The sequence below is a fragment of the Brevundimonas sp. SORGH_AS_0993 genome (assembly GCF_030818545.1).
Taxonomy (GTDB): Bacteria; Pseudomonadota; Alphaproteobacteria; order Caulobacterales; family Caulobacteraceae; genus Brevundimonas.
Genome location: NZ_JAUTAH010000001.1, coordinates 2,877,254 through 2,893,362, shown reverse-complemented (window position 1 = coordinate 2,893,362; position 16,109 = coordinate 2,877,254). Strand labels below are relative to the sequence as shown.

Here is a 16,109-nt window from a genome sequence, read left to right as displayed (position 1 = left end):
GGAAACGCAAGGCGTTATCAGCTCTTGGGCTTGCCCTTGAAACCGGCCTTCTTGAAGCCCGCCTTGGGCTTGAACGGCTTTTTGGCGAAAGGCTTGTCGCCAGTCGGCTTGCCGCCGTCGTTCTTGGGCGCCCAGGGCTTCTTCTTGAACGGCGGGCGGGCGTCGCCCTCCCCGCCCTCGGCGCGCTTGAACGGCGGCTTCTTGAACGGCCGGTCGCCGTCCTCGCGCGGCTTGCCGGCGAAGCGGCTGGCCTTCATCGAACCCGGCGTCGGGGCCTCGGACGGGGTGATTTTCACCTCGTCCTTGGAGGCGGCGATCGCTTCGCGGAAGGCCTTTTCGTGGGTCTTGGCGATCTCGAACCGCGTCTCTTCGGGGAAGGTGCGGATCGCGCCGATCTGGGGCTTGGAAATGCCGCCGATGCGGCAGATCAGCGGGATCAGCCACTTGGGGTCGGCGTTCTTGTTGCGGCCCACGTCCAGACGGAACCAGACCACGTCATCGGCGCCCAGACGCTCGCACGGCCAGGGTTGAGCCGTCGTGCCATCGTCGTTGCGGACCAGACGGTCGCGCTTGGCGGGGCTGCGATCAGCGCCCGGATCGGACAGTTCTTCCGGCGCCGGTTGTTCCTTGCGCAGCAGACGCACCAGGGCGGCGGCGATCTCGTCGGGCGTGCGCTCGGCGATCATCCGCTTGGCGACGATCATGTCCTCATCCGAGACATCGGCCTCGAAATGGGACGGCGACAGCAGGCGGTCCTCGTCCGCCTTGCGGATTTCGTCGAAGGTCGGCGCGCCCGACCAGACGGCGTCGACGCCCGCCTCGTCCATCAGACGCTCGGCCTTGCGACGGCGCGAGTGCGGGACCAGCATCACGGAGACGCCCTTCTTGCCCGCCCGGCCCGTCCGGCCCGAACGGTGCAGCAGGCCCGCGCGGTTCATCGGCAGTTCGGCGTGGATGACCAGACCCAGGTCCGGCAGGTCTAGACCGCGCGCGGCGACGTCGGTGGCGACGCAGACGCGGGCGCGCCCATCACGCAGCGACTGGAGCGCGTCGGTGCGCTCGCGCTGACCCATTTCGCCCGACAGGGACACCGACGAGAAGCCGCGCTCCAGCAAGGACGACTGCAGGTGACGCACGCTGTCCCGCGTCGAGCAGAAGACCATGGCGCGCGGCGCCTCGAACCAGCGCAGGGTGTTGACCACCGCGTGTTCGATCTCGTTCGGCGCGATGCGATAGGCGCGGTATTCGATGTCGGCGTGCTGGCGCGTCTTGTCGGTCGCGTCGATGCGGACCGCGTCCTTCTGATAGCGCTTGGCCAGGGTGACGATATCGCGCGCGATTGTCGCCGAGAACAGCAGGGTGCGGCGGCCCTCCGGCGCCTGGTCCAGGATGTGCTCCAGATCCTCGCGGAAGCCCATGTCCAGCATCTCGTCGGCCTCGTCCAGAACGGCGACCTTCAGCTGCGACAAGTCCAGATTGCCCCGGTTGATATGGTCCTTCAGCCGGCCGGGCGTGCCGACGACGATGTGAACGCCGAAGCTGAGAGCGCGAGCTTCACGGCGCGCATCCATGCCGCCGACGCAGGTGGCGATCTTGGCGCCCGAGTCGGCGTAAAGCCACGTCAGCTCGGCCGCGACCTGCATGGCCAGTTCGCGCGTCGGGGCGATGGCCAGGCACAAAGGGGCGTCGCCGGGGCCGAAGATCGGCTTGTCGCCCAGCAGGGTCGGCGCAGCGGCCAGACCAAAGGCGACGGTCTTGCCCGAACCCGTCTGGGCCGAGACCAGCAGGTCGCGATCCGCATGCTCCGCCTCCAGCACGGCGGCCTGAACCGGAGTGGGTTCGGCATAGCCCTTGTTGATCAGGGCGCGGTCGAGCGCGGGATGGACGGCGGGAAAGGGCATAGGAAACCTGGAACAACGGACAAGGGCGGTCGCCGAAACGACCGCGCCCGGCCGAGGACAGACCTCAGGCCGGGCGAATGAGAAGCGCCCTATACACGGATAAAGGCCTAAGCGGGGCGGAAAACACCGTTCACCCTGTTCCTTCAGGCGATGTTGACCTGAAAAGCGCACTTTTGCGACTGAACCGAACCTGGCAGGGAGGAAACGCCATGCGAAGTCTGCCCGTCGCCGCCGCCGGAATGATGGACGCCCAGGCGCGTTTCGAGAACAGCGCGCGCCGAACCGCCGCCGCGCCTCTGGATAAACTGGCTGAAGAAGCCGTCGAGGGAATGCAGGCCAAGGCCGCCTTTTCCGCCAACGCCGCCGTGGTCAAGACCGCAGACGACATGACCGGAACCCTGCTGGACGTCCTGGCCTGAGGCGAAGGCTCCGCGACGCACAGTCGCAGGCCGACGGAGCGAGTTTCGCGGATCTGTCACTGTCGCGTCGCCTGACCTATGTGAACATCCCCTAGCCGCTGGATCAGACAAACGGGGGCGTCATGCGCAAACTACTTTTGACCACGGCCTTATGCGCCTTGCTGGCGGCCAATGCGGCTCAGGCTCAGGCTCAGGTCCGCGCAGACGCCCAATCCACACCCGTGCAAGCGCCGAACAGCCGATACGCCGCCAAGGGCTGGGCTGATCGCATCGTGCTGTTCCCCGGCGCCGACGCCGCGCGTGAGATGGCCGTCGCCTGGCGCACCGACACCCGCCAGACCACGAGCGAAGCGCAGATCGCGTTGGACATCTCTGGCCCGTCCCTCGCCCTGGGCGCCCGCACGGTCAGCGGCGAAACCCTGGCTTCGACCACCGACAACGGCGCGGCGCATCACCACCATGTCCGTTTCACCGGCCTGACGCCGGGCGCACGCTATGTGTACCGGGTCCGCGCGGCGGACGGCTGGAGCGAGTGGCTGGCCTTCACCACCGCCAAGGCCGAAGCCGCGCCGTTCCGCTTCCTCTATTTCGGCGACACCCAGAACGACATTCTGGAGATCGGTTCTCGCGTCATCCGCCAGGGCTTCCTGTCCTCCGGCCCTGTCGATCTGGCCGTCCACGCCGGGGACCAGATCGCCCAGCGCGAGACCAAGGCGGCCGACGACGAATACGGCGAATGGGCCGAGGCGGGCGGATATGCCTTCGCCATGATTCCGCAGGCCGTCGCCGCGGGCAACCACGAGTATCGAGACGTGATCGCCGCCGACGGGTCCGAAAACCGCGAACTGGGTCCAGGCTGGAGGCCCCACCACGCCCTGCCCGCCAACGGCGCGGCAGGCGCCGAGGCGACCTCATACTTCTTCGACTATCAGGGCGCGCGCTTCGTGGTTCTGGACGGCACCTCGGCCCTGGATATGGGCACGCTGGAGGCTCAGACGACGTGGCTGGATCAGACCCTGGCGGCCAGCAAGGCGCGATGGAACATCGTCCTGATGCACCAGCCGATCTACACCTGCGCCAGACCTCAAGACACCGAGCCGCTGAAGTCGGTGTGGAAGCCTGTCTTTGAACGCCACAACGTCGATCTGGTGCTTCAGGGCCATGATCACTGCTATGCCCGCGTATCGAATGAGGCGGGGGCGGCCGCCTCACGCGCGGCGTCCGCCGCAGGCCAGCCGGTAGGGCCGGTCTATCTGGTCTCCGTCACCGGCTCCAAGATGTACGGCCTGAACGATCGCGCGGGCGCCCAGCCTGTCCGCGTCGCCGAAGACACCGAGCTTTATCAGGTGCTGGACGTAGAGGCCGACCGCATCGCCTTCCGCGCCTTCACGGCCACCGGGGCCCTGTATGACGGCTTCACCCTGACGCGCGGGACGGACAATCGGAACCGCCTGACAGAAACCGAGGAGACCCTTCTGGCGACCCGTCGCTGCGAAGGCGCGGCAGGCCCGGACAACCGACCCTGCACGGCGCGCGGCAAAGACTGATCGTCTGCGTCTCCCATAGCGAACTACAGGCAGCCCTCCGCGTTCATTGAGCAGACCGTGCCCTGAGAGCGTCTCTCAGGGCGCATGGCCATGGGAGGAACGCCGTGCCCCAACTACTCTTCATCAATCTGCCCGTCACAGACCTGAACCGGTCAATCGCCTTCTACTAGGCCGTTGGCGCCGTCAGGAATCCGAACTTCAGCGACGACACTGCCGCCTGCATGGTCATTTCGGATGTGATCCATGTCATGATCCTGACCCATGACAAGTGGCGGACCTTCACCGATCGCCAGATCCCCGACGCCCAAGCTTCGGCCCAGATGCTTCTATGCCTGTCCCACGACAGCCGCGAGGCCGTGGACGCCATTGTCGCGAAGGCCGAACAGGCAGGTGGAACCGCTGACCCGAACGCGACCCAGGACCACGGCTTCATGTACGGTCGCAGCTACGCCGACCCGGACGGACATATCTGGGAGGTGATGTGGATGGACCCCGCCGGCATCGCCGCTGAAACCCATTCCGCTTCTGAAACCAGCGACCATTGAACAGCCAACCAGAGCAGGACAACGACCATGAGCTTCCTCGACATCACCGTCATCGCCGTGCCGACCGAGAACAGAGCCGCCTATCTGGAGCATTCGCGCGCCAGCACCATCGTCTTCAAGGAGCACGGCGCCCTCAAGGTCACCGAGACCTGGGGCGAGGACGTGCCGGAGGGCGAACAGACTGACTTCCGCCGCGCCGTGGCGCTGAAGGAAGGCGAAACCGTCGCAGTCGGCTGGATCACCTGGCCCGACAAGGCGACCCGCGACGCCGCGTGGGAGAAGATGATGCAGGACGAGCGTCTGGCCGGAGCGGACATGCCGTTCGACGGCAAGCGGATGATCTTCGGCGGGTTTGAAACCCTGATCGACGGCTGATCCTCAGCGACAGAACTGGGTGTTGGTCGCTTCAAGATGCAGGTGGTCGCGGTGGACGGCGTTGTAGTCGGGACTGAGAGTGGTGCCGAAAATCCGACAGGCGTCATCGCGGATACGGCGCATGAACCGCCCGCCTGCCGCCCCGCCCGGCCCGCTACCGTTCCAGTCGGTCAGGACGGTGATGCGGCGCCCGTCGCGCAGACGCACGCCTGAGAAATCGAACGCCGCCGCCTGGGCGTGGGCGCTGATGCGGTTGGAGCCGACGCCATTGTTCACGTTGCGACAGGCGTAGGCGCCCATATGGTCGATCTGGACCACGTCCGACCCCAGGATTTCCCGCGCGGCCGGCTCCAGCGACTGACGCCGCCAGATGCTCAGTGCCAGGGCGGTCTGGCAGGTCATTTCGACATCGCCCGGCGCCATCCGCGCCACGGTCCCCAGGTCCGCACCCAAAACGCCGCCGTGACGCAGGCCGCAGACCGGCGTGGTCTGGCGATCCGGCACGGGGCTGAACCGCACTCGGGCGGCGGTCAGTTCAGCCAGGCATCGCCCGTAGTCGCCGCCCTCACGCACCACGGCGCCTTGTGTGCCGCTGTCGATGAGCCGGTCGATCAAGCCCCCGACCAGGGGCGCCGCGGTGCGCGATGGATAAGGACTGGGCCGCAGGGGTTCGGGTGGACGCCGCACGCAGCCGCTGAGGATCAGAACGGTCGCAACAGCGACGAAGAGACGACGAACGGAGGCGCGCATCGTTCGAACGCTAATCGAATTCGCGCCGCGACCGCATCACGAGACAGCGAGAATCCGCGCCCAACTTCGGGTCCCCGATATTTCCGCCGTCAACAGTGTTCCATACCGACCAGACGGCCACCGCTGTTGCGAGGAGATCTCGATCCCTCTAGAAAGCGACGTCGTCTCGGCGGCCGTAAGCGTCTCACGTCAGGCAACGCATCCATCCCGGTCTTCGGCCGGGGCCGGTTCGTCCGGTGGATGCCTGTGCCGAAGACCTGATCAAGAGAGACGCAAAACATGCACCCTCATCCCGCTGTCATCCGATTTCGACGCCTGCGTGCCCGCTACGCCGGGCTCGTCATGCCGCTGATCCTGTCGTTGATCATGACCTTCGTGGTCTCGGCCATCGCGACCGCCCGGACCCTGGGCTTCGTCCCCGCCTTTCCCCGCGCCTGGATGCAGGCTTGGGGATTGTCCTGGGTCATCGCCTTTCCGGTACTGCTGCTGATCCTGCCGCTGGTCCGCCGCATCGTCGACGCCCTGGTCGAACCGGCTAGCTGAACGAAGAAGGGGCGGCCCTTTCGGCGCCGCCCCTGATTATATCAGCTGTCCAGGAAGGACCGCAGTTTGCGAGACCGGCTGGGGTGCTTCAGTTTTCTCAGCGCCTTGGCCTCGATCTGACGAATGCGTTCGCGCGTCACCGAGAACTGCTGACCGACTTCTTCCAACGTGTGGTCGGTGTTCATCCCGATGCCGAAGCGCATCCGCAAAACCCGCTCCTCACGCGGCGTCAGCGACGCCAGAACCCGCGTCGTGGTCTCGCGCAGGTTCGACTGGATGGCCGCGTCGATGGGCAGAACGGCGTTCTTGTCCTCGATGAAGTCGCCCAGGTGCGAATCCTCTTCGTCCCCGATGGGGGTTTCGAGAGAGATCGGCTCCTTGGCGATCTTCAGGACCTTGCGGACCTTCTCCAGCGGCATGGCCAGCTTCTCGGCCAGTTCTTCCGGGGTCGGCTCGCGGCCGATCTCGTGCAGCATCTGGCGGCTGGTGCGGACGATCTTGTTGATCGTCTCGATCATGTGCACCGGGATGCGGATGGTCCGCGCCTGGTCGGCGATGGAGCGGGTGATCGCCTGCCGGATCCACCAGGTGGCGTAGGTCGAGAACTTGTAACCGCGGCGGTACTCGAACTTGTCCACCGCCTTCATCAGGCCGATGTTGCCCTCCTGGATCAGGTCCAGGAACTGCAGGCCGCGGTTGGTGTATTTCTTGGCGATGGAGATCACCAGGCGCAGGTTGGCCTCGACCATCTCCTTCTTGGCCTGACGGGCCTCGCGCTCGCCCTTCTGGACGGTCTGGACGATGCGGCGATAGTCGTCGATCGGCAGACCGGCTTCCAGCGCCACGGCGGCGACGTCGCTGCGGATCGTGGCGATCTGGCTGGCTTCGTTCTCGCTGAACTTAGTCCAGCGCACGCCCTGGTCCTTGATGCGATCCGTCCAGGTAGGGTCCAGTTCGGAACCGAAATAGGCCTTCAGGAATTCGGGCCGCGAAATGCCGTAGCTGTCGGCCAGGCGCAGCAGCCGGCCTTCCAGGCCGATCAACCGCTTGTTGATGGCGTAAAGCTGCTCGACCAGCGCCTCGATGCGGTTGTTGTTCAACTTCATCGTCTTCAGACGGTCGGAAATGGCCGTCGTCAGCGTCTGATAGGCCTTCTCGTCCTTGGCGCTCAGAGCCTCGCCCTTCAGCCGCGCCTGGACCAGCTTGTCCTGCAGTTGGCGGAAGGCGCCGAAGTCGGCGGCGATGGCGTTCAGAACCTCCATCACCCCGTCGCGCAGTTCGGCCTCCAGGGCCGAGATGGACATGCCGCCGCCATCGTCGAAGTCGTCGTCGTCCTCGTCGTCGGACTCCGGCTTGTCTTCAGCCGATTGCTTTTCTTCGACTTCCTCTTCCCCCTCGCCTTCAGCCTGGGCGGCGCCCGGCAGGGACGAAGGGTTCAGCACGCCGTAGGTGGCGTCCAGGTCGATGACCTCCCGCAGCAGGATGCGGTTGTTTTCCAGCTCGTCGCGCCAGACCATGATGGCCTCGAACGTCAGGGCGCTTTCGCACAGCCCCGAGATCATGGCGTCGCGCCCGGCCTCGATCCGCTTGGCGATGGCGATTTCGCCCTCGCGGCTCAGCAGTTCGACCGAACCCATTTCGCGCAGATACATCCGCACCGGATCGTCGGTGCGGTCATAGGCGGACTTGGCGGGCGTTTCGGCTACGCCGGTCGAGGCGGCGGCGGCCACGTCGCTGGACTGCTGCTCCTGCGCGTCCTCCTCGGCCTCCACCACGTTGACGCCCATTTCCGACAACATGGCCAGGGTGTCTTCGATAGCGTCCGGCGTGACCTCTTCGGACGGCAGAACCTTGTTCAGCTCCTCCATCGTCACATAGCCGCGCGCCTTGGCCTGTTTGATGAACTTCTTGACGCCGGCGTCGGTCAGATCGAGCAGGGGCCCGTCGCTCGAAACCTCGGCGTCCTGCGTCTCGGTCTGTGCGTTCATAGTCAGTCTGTCTCCGGCCGGAGGGGTGATCAGTCCGCCCCGGCGAAAAATACAATGCCTGGCGAGGCGTAAGGTTACGCGCCCGCGCTGTCTTCCCAAATCGTCCCGGCTTTGATCGCACGGCGAAGCGCATCCCGCTCGGCCTTCAGCCGGCGGAACGCCTCATCCTGCCCAGGCACATCACGTGCATGGGCCAAGGCGTCCTCCAACGCCGCTACGCGAGTTGAAGCGTCGAACGCCTGCGACCATCGGACCCTTGCCTCGGCGAGGGGCGCATTTGCGGCCAGGAATGGCGCGCCGGACTTTGCCGCCGCCTTCTCGACCTCGCGCACTAAGGCATAATGACCCGATTGCGCCAGATGGCGTCGCAGGGCGGCGGAGTCAAGCGGCGCGAGGCTCAATCGCTCCGCAACCAGTTTTCGACCCGCAAACCGGCCACGCGCGAGAACTCGCGATCATTGTCGGTGACGAGGATGCAATCGAGCGCCAAGGCATGAGCGGCGATCAGCAGATCGTTGGCGCCGATAGGCTGACCACGTTTATGCAAATCGGCGCGAATGTCGCCATAGGCCTGATCGGCCGGCGCATCCCATGGCTTGACGGCCAAGCCGGACAGCACCCTGTCCAACTGAGCAGCCAAACGCGCCGAGCCAGACTTGGCGACACCAAACCTCAACTCGGCGACGACAATCAGGCTGACGCAGATTTCGCCGGTGCCGACGATGGCCATACGCTGCCCGACTGAACCTAGCGGATCGTACATCAGGTCCGACACCGCATTGGTGTCCAGCATATAGCCGCTCAAAGATCGACCGGCTCAGGCTGAGGATCATCGATCGGATCGAGACGCTCGCCGATCGGCTCCATCGTCGCCAGCACGGAGAGCAACCGCTCGACCGATCCCAAGGCAGGCCCGGCCTGTTCGATGATCAAACGCTCGCCTTCCTGGCGAACCACCGCGTCCGTTGGGACTGACACGCCGCTCGGCAGATGGACGACCTGATGGTCTCCGTCTCGCGTGATCCTGACAGGTTGAGAACCATCCATAGTTTGATCCTATACCTATACAGCGCCAACACCCAACGACTTGTCAGTGCAGGGTAGCCGTATCTGTCCAAATTTCGCCGCTGGATATGAAGCGGTCCAAGGCGTCACGTTGCCCCTTCAAACCAATGAACGCCTGGCTATCGAAGCTTTCCTCGGACTTCATTTCATTCATCGCCCGACTAAGCGCCATGGACTGAAGCAGGACATCCACTGCGCGGCTCAATCCAGCTGCTGCAACTTCAAGCGATGCGGCGCTGTCCAAAAACGGAGCATGGGCTATCGCAGCGGTGCGGTCTATCCGCCTGAGCGTTTCCTCGTGTCCCATGGCCAGCAATCGCGACCTCAGCAGGCCGTTGCTCATCGCCTGCGCTTCATAGGTAAGCCTCACGAGATCACTGACCAAACGATCAAGGCCGACGTCGCCGAAGCTTTGGGTCGCTAATGTCTCGCCACGTTCATTGACCGTGTCAGGATGAGCAATCAGACCTTCCACAATAGCAGCCAAGACCGGACGCGGCGCACGCGCCAAGGTGATGGCGGCAGCGCGCGCCTCCGGCGTCACGTCCATAATCGGAGCCATCGACCGTGCTTTTCGGTCTCTGTAAATGACCCTATTCGCGGCTCTTTTTTCTTCAGGCGAGGGGCGAACCCGCTGATAAAAGGCGCCTACGAGAAAGTCTTTGTACGTCCTCGCCAAATCCGGATCAGCGATAGTCGCGGCGGCTTTACGTAGTCGAACCAGAAGGCCTGCTTCCTTCTCGGGTGTATCGAGAGCCCCGACCTCGGCCATCTCCCGGTCGAGCAGCATTCGCGAAAACGGCGTGGTCACGCTCATCGCTTCACGTAGCGCCGGCGCGCCTTTCTCCCTCAACATATCGTCTGGGTCCTGCCCGCCAGTCAGGGTCACAAAACGAAAGCTTCGTTCTGGCTTCAAAAGCGGCAAGGCGCGTTCGACGGCACGGAATGCGGCTCTCTGGCCTGCAGGATCGCCGTCAAAGCAGAGGATGGGTTCTGCGCTGACCCGCCACAACAGCGCCATCTGCTCCTCGGTCAGGGCCGTACCCATCGGCGCCACGGCCGGCAGGCCCGCGCGCTGGCAGGCGATGACGTCCATATAGCCTTCGACCACGATGATGGCCTGGTCGTTCCTGGATTCCGCGCCAAGAATTCGCCGCGCCTCGGGCAGGCCGTAGAGGGTTGCGCCCTTGTGGAAGAGCGGGCTTTCGGGACCGTTCAGATATTTGGCCCGGTCGTCGGGGTTCATGGCCCGGCCGCCGAAGCTGACGATCCGGCCGCGCGCATCCAGGATCGGGAACATCAACCGGTCGCGGAACCGATCATAGGGCTGGCCGCCGCTTTCGGGCGAGATCAGCAGCCCGGCCTCGACCAGTTCGGCGGGCTTGGCGCCGCGCTGGACCAAGGCCTGTTTCAGCCCCTCGCGGTCGTTGGGCGCATAGCCCAGCCCGAACCGCTCCCACTGATCCTCGGGCAGGCCGCGCTTTTCGAGGTAATCGCGCGCCGCCTTGCCCGGCGTGCGGCGCAGATTGGCGGCGAACCATTTCTGGGCCAGGTCCATCCAGTCCGACAGACCCGCCCGCTTCTGCTCGCGCTCGGCCTCCTTGGGATCTTCGGCGGGAAGCTGCATCCCCGCCTCGCCGGCTAGGCGCTGCACCGCCTCGACGAAGCTGAGCCGCTCGGTTTCCTGCAGGAAGGAGATGATGTCGCCGTGCTTGCCGGACGAGAAGTCGTGAAAGAACCCCTTGTCGTCATTGACGAAGAAGGACGGCGACTTCTCCTTCGAGAAGGGCGACAGGCCGACGTATTCGCGCCCCTGACGTTTCAGCTTCACCGTCCGCCCGATCACGTCGGACGGCCGAAGGCGAGCCTTCAGTTCATCGATGAATCTTTCGTCGAAACGCACCCGGCGATCCTTAAGGCCTGCGGGCCTCGGCGTCGATATCGGGGGCGATCAGGCGGTTCGTCCAGGCATCCCCCGATATCCGAACGAACCGCCGCATCGCAGAAGGCGTAAACCGCAGCGTCCCCCAACGCCTTGGCTAACGAAGTCCTAACGCCTCGCGGACCTTCATCTGACGGAAGGCGCCGCATCCTGTCGAGAGGGCGCCGACCGACGATTTTCAGAACAAGGCGAGACTGTGTCTTTTGCGCCGCGCCTGCTTCGCGTCAGGGGCGACCGAAGGGAACGATCTTGTTGGCAGCGTCGTGCCCGATGTCAGCCATACCAAGGAATTTTATGCCGGACCTAAGGCACCAGTATCGAACGATCTCCTCAGGAGTCTGACCAAAATCGGGATCGTTTGGCGTCACGTCCGATACCCGTCCCAGGCGAATTCCAGCCACGCGCCGAATCGAAGCCTGCCCCGTCAAGTGAAACATCATCCGGTCGATGCGGTAGGCGGCCTCTGAAACCTCCTCCAGCATCAGGACATGACCGGCCAAATCGGGTTCCAGGGCCGTGCCTGTCAGTTCGTTCAATATGGTCAGGTTGAAGGCGACGGCGGGTCGAGGGTCTTCGGCCAGCGAGGGCTCTATCCAGTCGCTGCGCCCCGTCGACAGCCACGACAGGGCGCCCTTCGCCGTCTGGTCGTCCCGCACGGCGTCCGAGGCCATGGGCCCGTGGGCCAGGTGTTCGAACCCGGCCTTGTACATTCCCGCCAGCAGGCTGCCGGCGTCGGAATAGCCCATATACCGCTTCTTGCGCGCCACGGCGTTCAGCCGGGGCAGGACCGCATCGGCGATGCGGCAGGAGCCATAGCCGCCGCGCCCGAACCAGACGGCGTCGATGCGCGGGTCGTTGGCGAACTCAACGAAGGCTTCGGCGCGGGCGCGGTCGTCGCCGGCGAAATGGCCGTGCTTCAGAAAGCAGGCGGGGTGAAAGACCACAGCCACATCTCGGTCGGGGTGGTGCTGGGCGATCCATGCCTCGATGGCGTCGGCGCGCTCCCTGGAGAAGCGCGAACTGGCGCAGACGACGCCGATCTTCACTCTATTGCCGTCCACGACCGCCTTCTTCGCCGATTTTGCGATCCCCACTGGCGGATCGCCCCGATCCCCTGTTCTAAGGGGGCATGAACCAAGACGCCTCCTATTTCTTCTGCGGCATCGGCGGATCGGGCATGCTGCCCCTGGCCCTGATCGTCCAGGCGCGCGGCGCGGCCATCGAGGGCTCGGATCGCGCGCTGGATCAAGGGCGCACGCCCGAGAAGTTCAACTGGCTGCGCGCCCACGGCGTGACCCTGCACCCCCAGGACGGATCGGGCGTGACCCGCGCCGATCAGATCGTGGTGGCGACCGGCGCCGTGGAGGACACGGTGCCGGACATCGGCGCGGCTCGTCGCGTGGGCGCCACGATCAAAACCCGACCCGAACTGCTGAGCGAACTGTTCAACGCCGCCCCCACCTCGGTCGGCGTGGCGGGCACCAGCGGCAAGTCCACCATCACCGGCATGATCGCCTGGATCCTGCATCAGACGGGCCGCGCGCCCACCGTCATGAACGGGGCGGTGATGAAGAATTTCGCCGACGCCGACCATCCGTTCGCCAGCGCCGTGATCGGTGGCCCCGACCTTTTCGTGTCTGAAGTGGACGAAAGCGACGGCTCCATCGCCCGCTATGATCCAACGGTGGCGGTGGTGTCCAACATCTCACTGGACCACAAGTCGATGGAGGAGTTGCGCGACCTGTTCGGCGGCTTCACCGCGCGAGCGACGACGGCCGTGTTGAACCTGGACAATCCCGAGACGGCGGCGCTGGCCCAGACTCTGTCGGCCGGCAAGGCCATCACATTCGGCCTGGGCGAGGAAAAGGCCGACCTGTCCGGCCATGATCTTCAGCCCCTGCCCACGGGGATGAAGTTCCGGCTGATCGAGGGCTGGAGCGAGCATGACGTGGTTCTGAACGTGCCCGGCGCGCACAATGTCGCCAACGCCCTCGCGGCGCTGGGCGCGGTGAAGGCCGTGGGCGTGCCGACGGCCGAGGCGGTCAAGGCCCTGTCGACCTTCGCCGGCATCCGCCGCCGAATGGAGGTGGTCGGAACCACGGGCGACATCACCGTCATCGACGACTTCGCCCATAACCCCGACAAGATCGCCGCCACGCTGAAGACGCTGCACGCCTTCGACGGGCGGTTGCTGATCCTGTTCCAGCCCCACGGGTTCGGCCCGCTGAAGCTGATGAAGACCGAGTTCATCGACGGCTTCATCGGCCTGATGCGCGCGGGCGACGTGTTGCTGATGCCCGAGCCGGTCTATTACGGCGGCACAACGGACCGCAGCGTCGGGTCCGAGGATATCGCCTCCGGCGTGCGCGCCGCCGGACGACAGGCCGAGGCCCTACCCACACGCGCAGACTGCGGCGACCGGATCGTGGAGATCGCGAAACCCGGCGACCGGATCATCGTCATGGGCGCCCGTGACGACACCCTGTCGACCTTCGCAGCCGAACTTCTGGCGCGGCTACGGAACTAACCGCTCATCCCGACGAAGGCCGGGATGAGCGGAAAGGGTTAATACACGTCCCGTCTATAGCGGCCGTCTTCCAGCATCGTCAGCACCACGTCCGCGCCCAGCGCCTGCTCCAGCGCCGCCTGAACGCCCTGGGACATGCCTTCGAGACTGCCGCAGACATAGATCGCCGCGCCTCGCCCGACCCACGCACGCAACTCATCGGCCGCTGCGGCGATCAGATCCTGCACATAGCGACCATCGCCGGCGTCGCGCGAGAAGGACCGATCCAGCCGTCGCAACACCCCAGACGCCAGCCAGCCCTGAAGCTCGACGTCGAAGAAGGCGTCGTGCGCCCGCGTCCGCTCTCCGAACAGCAGCCACGCCCCGCCGCCCGCCGCCGTGCGCGCCTTCAGATGGGCGCGCAGGCCCGCGATGCCCGTGCCGTTGCCGATCAGGATCATCGGCGTCTCGTCCGCCGGGCCGTGGAAGCTGCGGTTCGCGCGCAGCCGCATGTCGATCACCTCCCCGACCGGCAGCTCCTGGGTCAGCCAGCCCGAGGCCAGGCCCGGCGTTCCGTCCGGCGTCTGCATCAGCCGGATCAGGAACTCGACCCGACCATCCCCCGGCAGGGAGGCGATGGAATATTCGCGCGCGCCCGGCTGCACACCGTCCCGTTCGGGCAGGCCGATCTCGGCGATGTCGCCTGCCGACCAGTCGGGCGCCGCGCCGACCGGATGGAACGCCAGACGATAGGCCGCCCCCCCTGGGCTACCCGGATTGACCAGGGCGCGCTCCGCCAGACGCCAGGGCTCATAGGCGGGGGGCGTCCAGTCGGGGGCCGCGGCCTGGCCGGTGATCTGGTTCAACTGATGCTGCCAGTGGCGGATGGCGCCGGCCTCGCCATTGTCCACCTCGACCAGATCGAACAGGGGATCGGCGCCCGAGCGTCTCAGCCAGCCGTCGACCGCATGGCCGAAGCCGCAGAAATGCTCGTAGCTGCGATCGCCCAGGGCCAGAAGGCCGAAGCGCAGGCCGGTCAGATCGACGGACTGCGCCAGGGTTCGACGCACGAAGCGGGCGGCGGCGTCGGGCGGGTCGCCCTCCCCCGTCGTGGACACGATCAACAGGGCGCGGTCGGCCGCCTTCAGGGTCGCCAGGTCCAGGTCGGCGAAGGACAGGACCCGCGCCCCGACGCCGCCTTCGCCCAAGGCGCGCGCCGTCATCCAGGCCAGTTCCTCGGCGAAACCCGTCTGGCTGGCAAAGGCGACCAGAATGGGCGCCGCGTCCGATCCGGCCAGAGCGTCCGAACGCGCTTTCGCGGCCGAGCGCGCGCGACGTTCGCGCCAGACGATCGCCGCGATCAGGGCCAGCCACAGCCCGAGCGCGACGACGGCCCATAGCCAGCGTTCAGGATCCGTGCTCAACCGGCGGCGCTCTCTGAATCGTCCAGCAGGGCGGCGAAGGCCGAAGTCATCCGCTCGACCGGGCCGCGATCCGTGCGCTCGACGAAATGGGCCGCAAGGCCCAGCGCCTCGGCGTAGTCCGGGCCTTCGAACCCGCCCATCACCATCAGGGCCGTGGCGTAGGCGTCGGCCTTCATGGCCGAGGCGTGCAGCACCGTGACCGAGGCCAGGGCGTTCGCCACCGGCCGTCCAGTCGATCCGTCGATCGTATGGGCGTAACGGCGCCCGGCATATTCGAAACTTCTTCGATAATCGCCGCTGGTCGCCACGGCCAGGTCGAACAGGGCCGCCACCGTGCGGGGGAAGGCCGCGCCCTCGACCCGCTCGATCTCCACCCACCAAGGCTGGGCGTCCGGCTTGACCCCACGCCCCTTCAACTCGCCGCCGATCTCGATCAGGTGCGAGGTCGCGCCCAGAGCCGTCAGCCTATCCGAGACGCGATCCACCGCATGGCCCTTGGCGATGCCGGAAAAATCCAGCTTCATCCCGCCCAACTGCATGGCGGCGCGCGCCTCGCGGTTCAGGCGCAGCTTTCGCCAGCCGGACACGGCCATGGCCGCCGCGATCTCGTCCTCGGAGGGCACGGGCAGCAGAGGCGAACGCGGGCCGGGCGGCCCGAACCCCCACAGATCGACCAGGGCGCCCAGGGTCGGATCCACCGCGCCATTGGTCTCGTCTCCCAGGTCCATCGCCGCGTCCAGCAAGTCCCAGAAGCGTTGCGACACCGACCAGACGCCTTCGGGCGCCGCATTGAAACGGCTGACCTCGCTGGTCGGCTCCCACGGACTGAACAGGGCGACAACCGCATCCATTTCGGCCTGGATCGCCGCGCGGATATCGTCCTCGCCGACGCCGAGCGGGGCGATGACCCGCGCACTCCAGGTCGTGCCCATGGTCCGCCCGCCCAGCGACCGGATCACGTCGCTGGGCGGGCGCGGGGGCGCGCCTTCAAGGGCGGGAACCAGCACCCGATTGTCGGCGCGATCCGCCAAAGGCAGGCGATCGCCCAGATTGATCACGGGCGGAGCGGCGCGCGAACCGCGCGAGGAAGACGTGTCGGTCATG

Annotated in this window: 16 protein-coding genes; 6 read left to right on the top strand and 10 right to left on the bottom strand. The window is 66.0% G+C overall.

Going from position 1 to position 16,109, the window contains the following annotated elements:
• Nucleotides 1-17: 17 nt before the first annotated feature.
• Nucleotides 18-1,901: a DEAD/DEAH box helicase gene (locus QE389_RS14195; protein ID WP_307368642.1), complete on the bottom strand. Its 1,884-nt coding sequence runs from the start codon at nucleotides 1,899-1,901 to the stop codon at nucleotides 18-20.
• A 209-nt stretch (nucleotides 1,902-2,110) separates the two neighbouring features.
• On the opposite strand from QE389_RS14195, the gene QE389_RS14190 reads away from it, so the two are divergent.
• The 4 genes from QE389_RS14190 to QE389_RS14175 all read left to right on the top strand — a co-directional run bounded on the left by QE389_RS14190 (nucleotide 2,111) and on the right by QE389_RS14175 (nucleotide 4,787).
• Nucleotides 2,111-2,320, top strand: a complete 210-nt coding sequence (locus QE389_RS14190) for a flagellar basal body rod C-terminal domain-containing protein (RefSeq protein WP_307368640.1) — start codon at nucleotides 2,111-2,113, stop codon at nucleotides 2,318-2,320.
• A gap of 122 nt (nucleotides 2,321-2,442) precedes the next feature.
• Complete coding sequence (locus QE389_RS14185) at nucleotides 2,443-3,867, top strand: metallophosphoesterase family protein (protein ID WP_307368637.1); 1,425 nt, start codon at nucleotides 2,443-2,445, stop codon at nucleotides 3,865-3,867.
• Nucleotides 3,868-4,088: 221 nt separating this feature from the next.
• Nucleotides 4,089-4,412, top strand: a complete 324-nt coding sequence (locus tag QE389_RS14180; protein WP_307368635.1) for a VOC family protein — start codon at nucleotides 4,089-4,091, stop codon at nucleotides 4,410-4,412.
• A gap of 27 nt (nucleotides 4,413-4,439) precedes the next feature.
• Entirely contained in the window at nucleotides 4,440-4,787 is a 348-nt protein-coding gene (locus QE389_RS14175) for a DUF1428 domain-containing protein (RefSeq protein ID WP_307368633.1), read from the top strand.
• A gap of 3 nt (nucleotides 4,788-4,790) precedes the next feature.
• Here the strand turns inward: QE389_RS14175 and QE389_RS14170 are convergent, their stop codons facing one another.
• Complete coding sequence (locus QE389_RS14170; RefSeq protein ID WP_307368630.1) at nucleotides 4,791-5,537, bottom strand: extensin family protein; 747 nt, start codon at nucleotides 5,535-5,537, stop codon at nucleotides 4,791-4,793.
• A 279-nt stretch (nucleotides 5,538-5,816) separates the two neighbouring features.
• On the opposite strand from QE389_RS14170, the gene QE389_RS14165 reads away from it, so the two are divergent.
• Nucleotides 5,817-6,080, top strand: coding sequence for a DUF2798 domain-containing protein (locus tag QE389_RS14165; protein WP_307368627.1), 264 nt, complete (start codon nucleotides 5,817-5,819; stop codon nucleotides 6,078-6,080).
• A gap of 41 nt (nucleotides 6,081-6,121) precedes the next feature.
• Here the strand turns inward: QE389_RS14165 and rpoD are convergent, their stop codons facing one another.
• The 6 genes from rpoD to QE389_RS14135 form a co-directional block, all read right to left on the bottom strand.
• Entirely contained in the window at nucleotides 6,122-8,068 is a 1,947-nt protein-coding gene (gene rpoD / locus QE389_RS14160) for an RNA polymerase sigma factor RpoD (protein WP_307368624.1), read from the bottom strand.
• A 74-nt stretch (nucleotides 8,069-8,142) separates the two neighbouring features.
• The gene (locus QE389_RS14155) at nucleotides 8,143-8,469 is read right to left on the bottom strand and encodes a hypothetical protein (protein WP_307368621.1); all 327 of its coding nucleotides are present in this window, start codon (nucleotides 8,467-8,469) and stop codon (nucleotides 8,143-8,145) included.
• Nucleotides 8,466-8,861, bottom strand: coding sequence for a type II toxin-antitoxin system VapC family toxin (locus tag QE389_RS14150; RefSeq protein ID WP_307368618.1), 396 nt, complete (start codon nucleotides 8,859-8,861; stop codon nucleotides 8,466-8,468). The genes QE389_RS14155 and QE389_RS14150 overlap by 4 nt, the downstream gene beginning before the upstream one ends.
• A gap of 8 nt (nucleotides 8,862-8,869) precedes the next feature.
• Nucleotides 8,870-9,001, bottom strand: a complete 132-nt coding sequence (locus QE389_RS14145; protein ID WP_307368615.1) for a hypothetical protein — start codon at nucleotides 8,999-9,001, stop codon at nucleotides 8,870-8,872.
• A 157-nt stretch (nucleotides 9,002-9,158) separates the two neighbouring features.
• Nucleotides 9,159-11,036: a DNA primase gene (dnaG, locus tag QE389_RS14140; protein ID WP_307368612.1), complete on the bottom strand. Its 1,878-nt coding sequence runs from the start codon at nucleotides 11,034-11,036 to the stop codon at nucleotides 9,159-9,161.
• 263 nt (nucleotides 11,037-11,299) lie between these two features.
• The gene (locus tag QE389_RS14135; protein WP_307368610.1) at nucleotides 11,300-12,136 is read right to left on the bottom strand and encodes an LD-carboxypeptidase; all 837 of its coding nucleotides are present in this window, start codon (nucleotides 12,134-12,136) and stop codon (nucleotides 11,300-11,302) included.
• Between the two features lie 68 nt (nucleotides 12,137-12,204).
• On the opposite strand from QE389_RS14135, the gene murC reads away from it, so the two are divergent.
• Nucleotides 12,205-13,602 (top strand): UDP-N-acetylmuramate--L-alanine ligase, encoded by a 1,398-nt coding sequence (gene murC / locus QE389_RS14130; protein ID WP_307368606.1) that lies wholly within the window; start codon nucleotides 12,205-12,207, stop codon nucleotides 13,600-13,602.
• Nucleotides 13,603-13,640: 38 nt separating this feature from the next.
• Here murC and QE389_RS14125 read toward each other — a convergent pair whose 3' ends face one another.
• On the bottom strand, nucleotides 13,641-15,005 hold the full coding sequence (locus tag QE389_RS14125; RefSeq protein ID WP_307368604.1) for a sulfite reductase subunit alpha: 1,365 nt from the start codon (nucleotides 15,003-15,005) through the stop codon (nucleotides 13,641-13,643).
• Complete coding sequence (locus QE389_RS14120) at nucleotides 15,002-16,108, bottom strand: FAD:protein FMN transferase (protein ID WP_307368601.1); 1,107 nt, start codon at nucleotides 16,106-16,108, stop codon at nucleotides 15,002-15,004. The genes QE389_RS14125 and QE389_RS14120 overlap by 4 nt, the downstream gene beginning before the upstream one ends.
• Nucleotide 16,109 lies beyond the last annotated feature (1 nt).

Coding starts and splice junctions, on each gene's coding strand:
- murC (WP_307368606.1), top strand. CDS start 12,205: ATGAACCAAGACGCCTCCTATTTCTTCTGCGGCATCGGCGGATCGGGC.
- QE389_RS14175 (WP_307368633.1), top strand. CDS start 4,440: ATGAGCTTCCTCGACATCACCGTCATCGCCGTGCCGACCGAGAACAGA.
- QE389_RS14195 (WP_307368642.1), bottom strand. CDS start 1,901: ATGCCCTTTCCCGCCGTCCATCCCGCGCTCGACCGCGCCCTGATCAAC.
- QE389_RS14170 (WP_307368630.1), bottom strand. CDS start 5,537: ATGCGCGCCTCCGTTCGTCGTCTCTTCGTCGCTGTTGCGACCGTTCTG.
- rpoD (WP_307368624.1), bottom strand. CDS start 8,068: ATGAACGCACAGACCGAGACGCAGGACGCCGAGGTTTCGAGCGACGGG.
- QE389_RS14185 (WP_307368637.1), top strand. CDS start 2,443: ATGCGCAAACTACTTTTGACCACGGCCTTATGCGCCTTGCTGGCGGCC.
- QE389_RS14165 (WP_307368627.1), top strand. CDS start 5,817: ATGCACCCTCATCCCGCTGTCATCCGATTTCGACGCCTGCGTGCCCGC.
- QE389_RS14190 (WP_307368640.1), top strand. CDS start 2,111: ATGCGAAGTCTGCCCGTCGCCGCCGCCGGAATGATGGACGCCCAGGCG.
- QE389_RS14180 (WP_307368635.1), top strand. CDS start 4,089: ATGGTCATTTCGGATGTGATCCATGTCATGATCCTGACCCATGACAAG.
- QE389_RS14150 (WP_307368618.1), bottom strand. CDS start 8,861: ATGCTGGACACCAATGCGGTGTCGGACCTGATGTACGATCCGCTAGGT.
- QE389_RS14120 (WP_307368601.1), bottom strand. CDS start 16,108: ATGACCGACACGTCTTCCTCGCGCGGTTCGCGCGCCGCTCCGCCCGTG.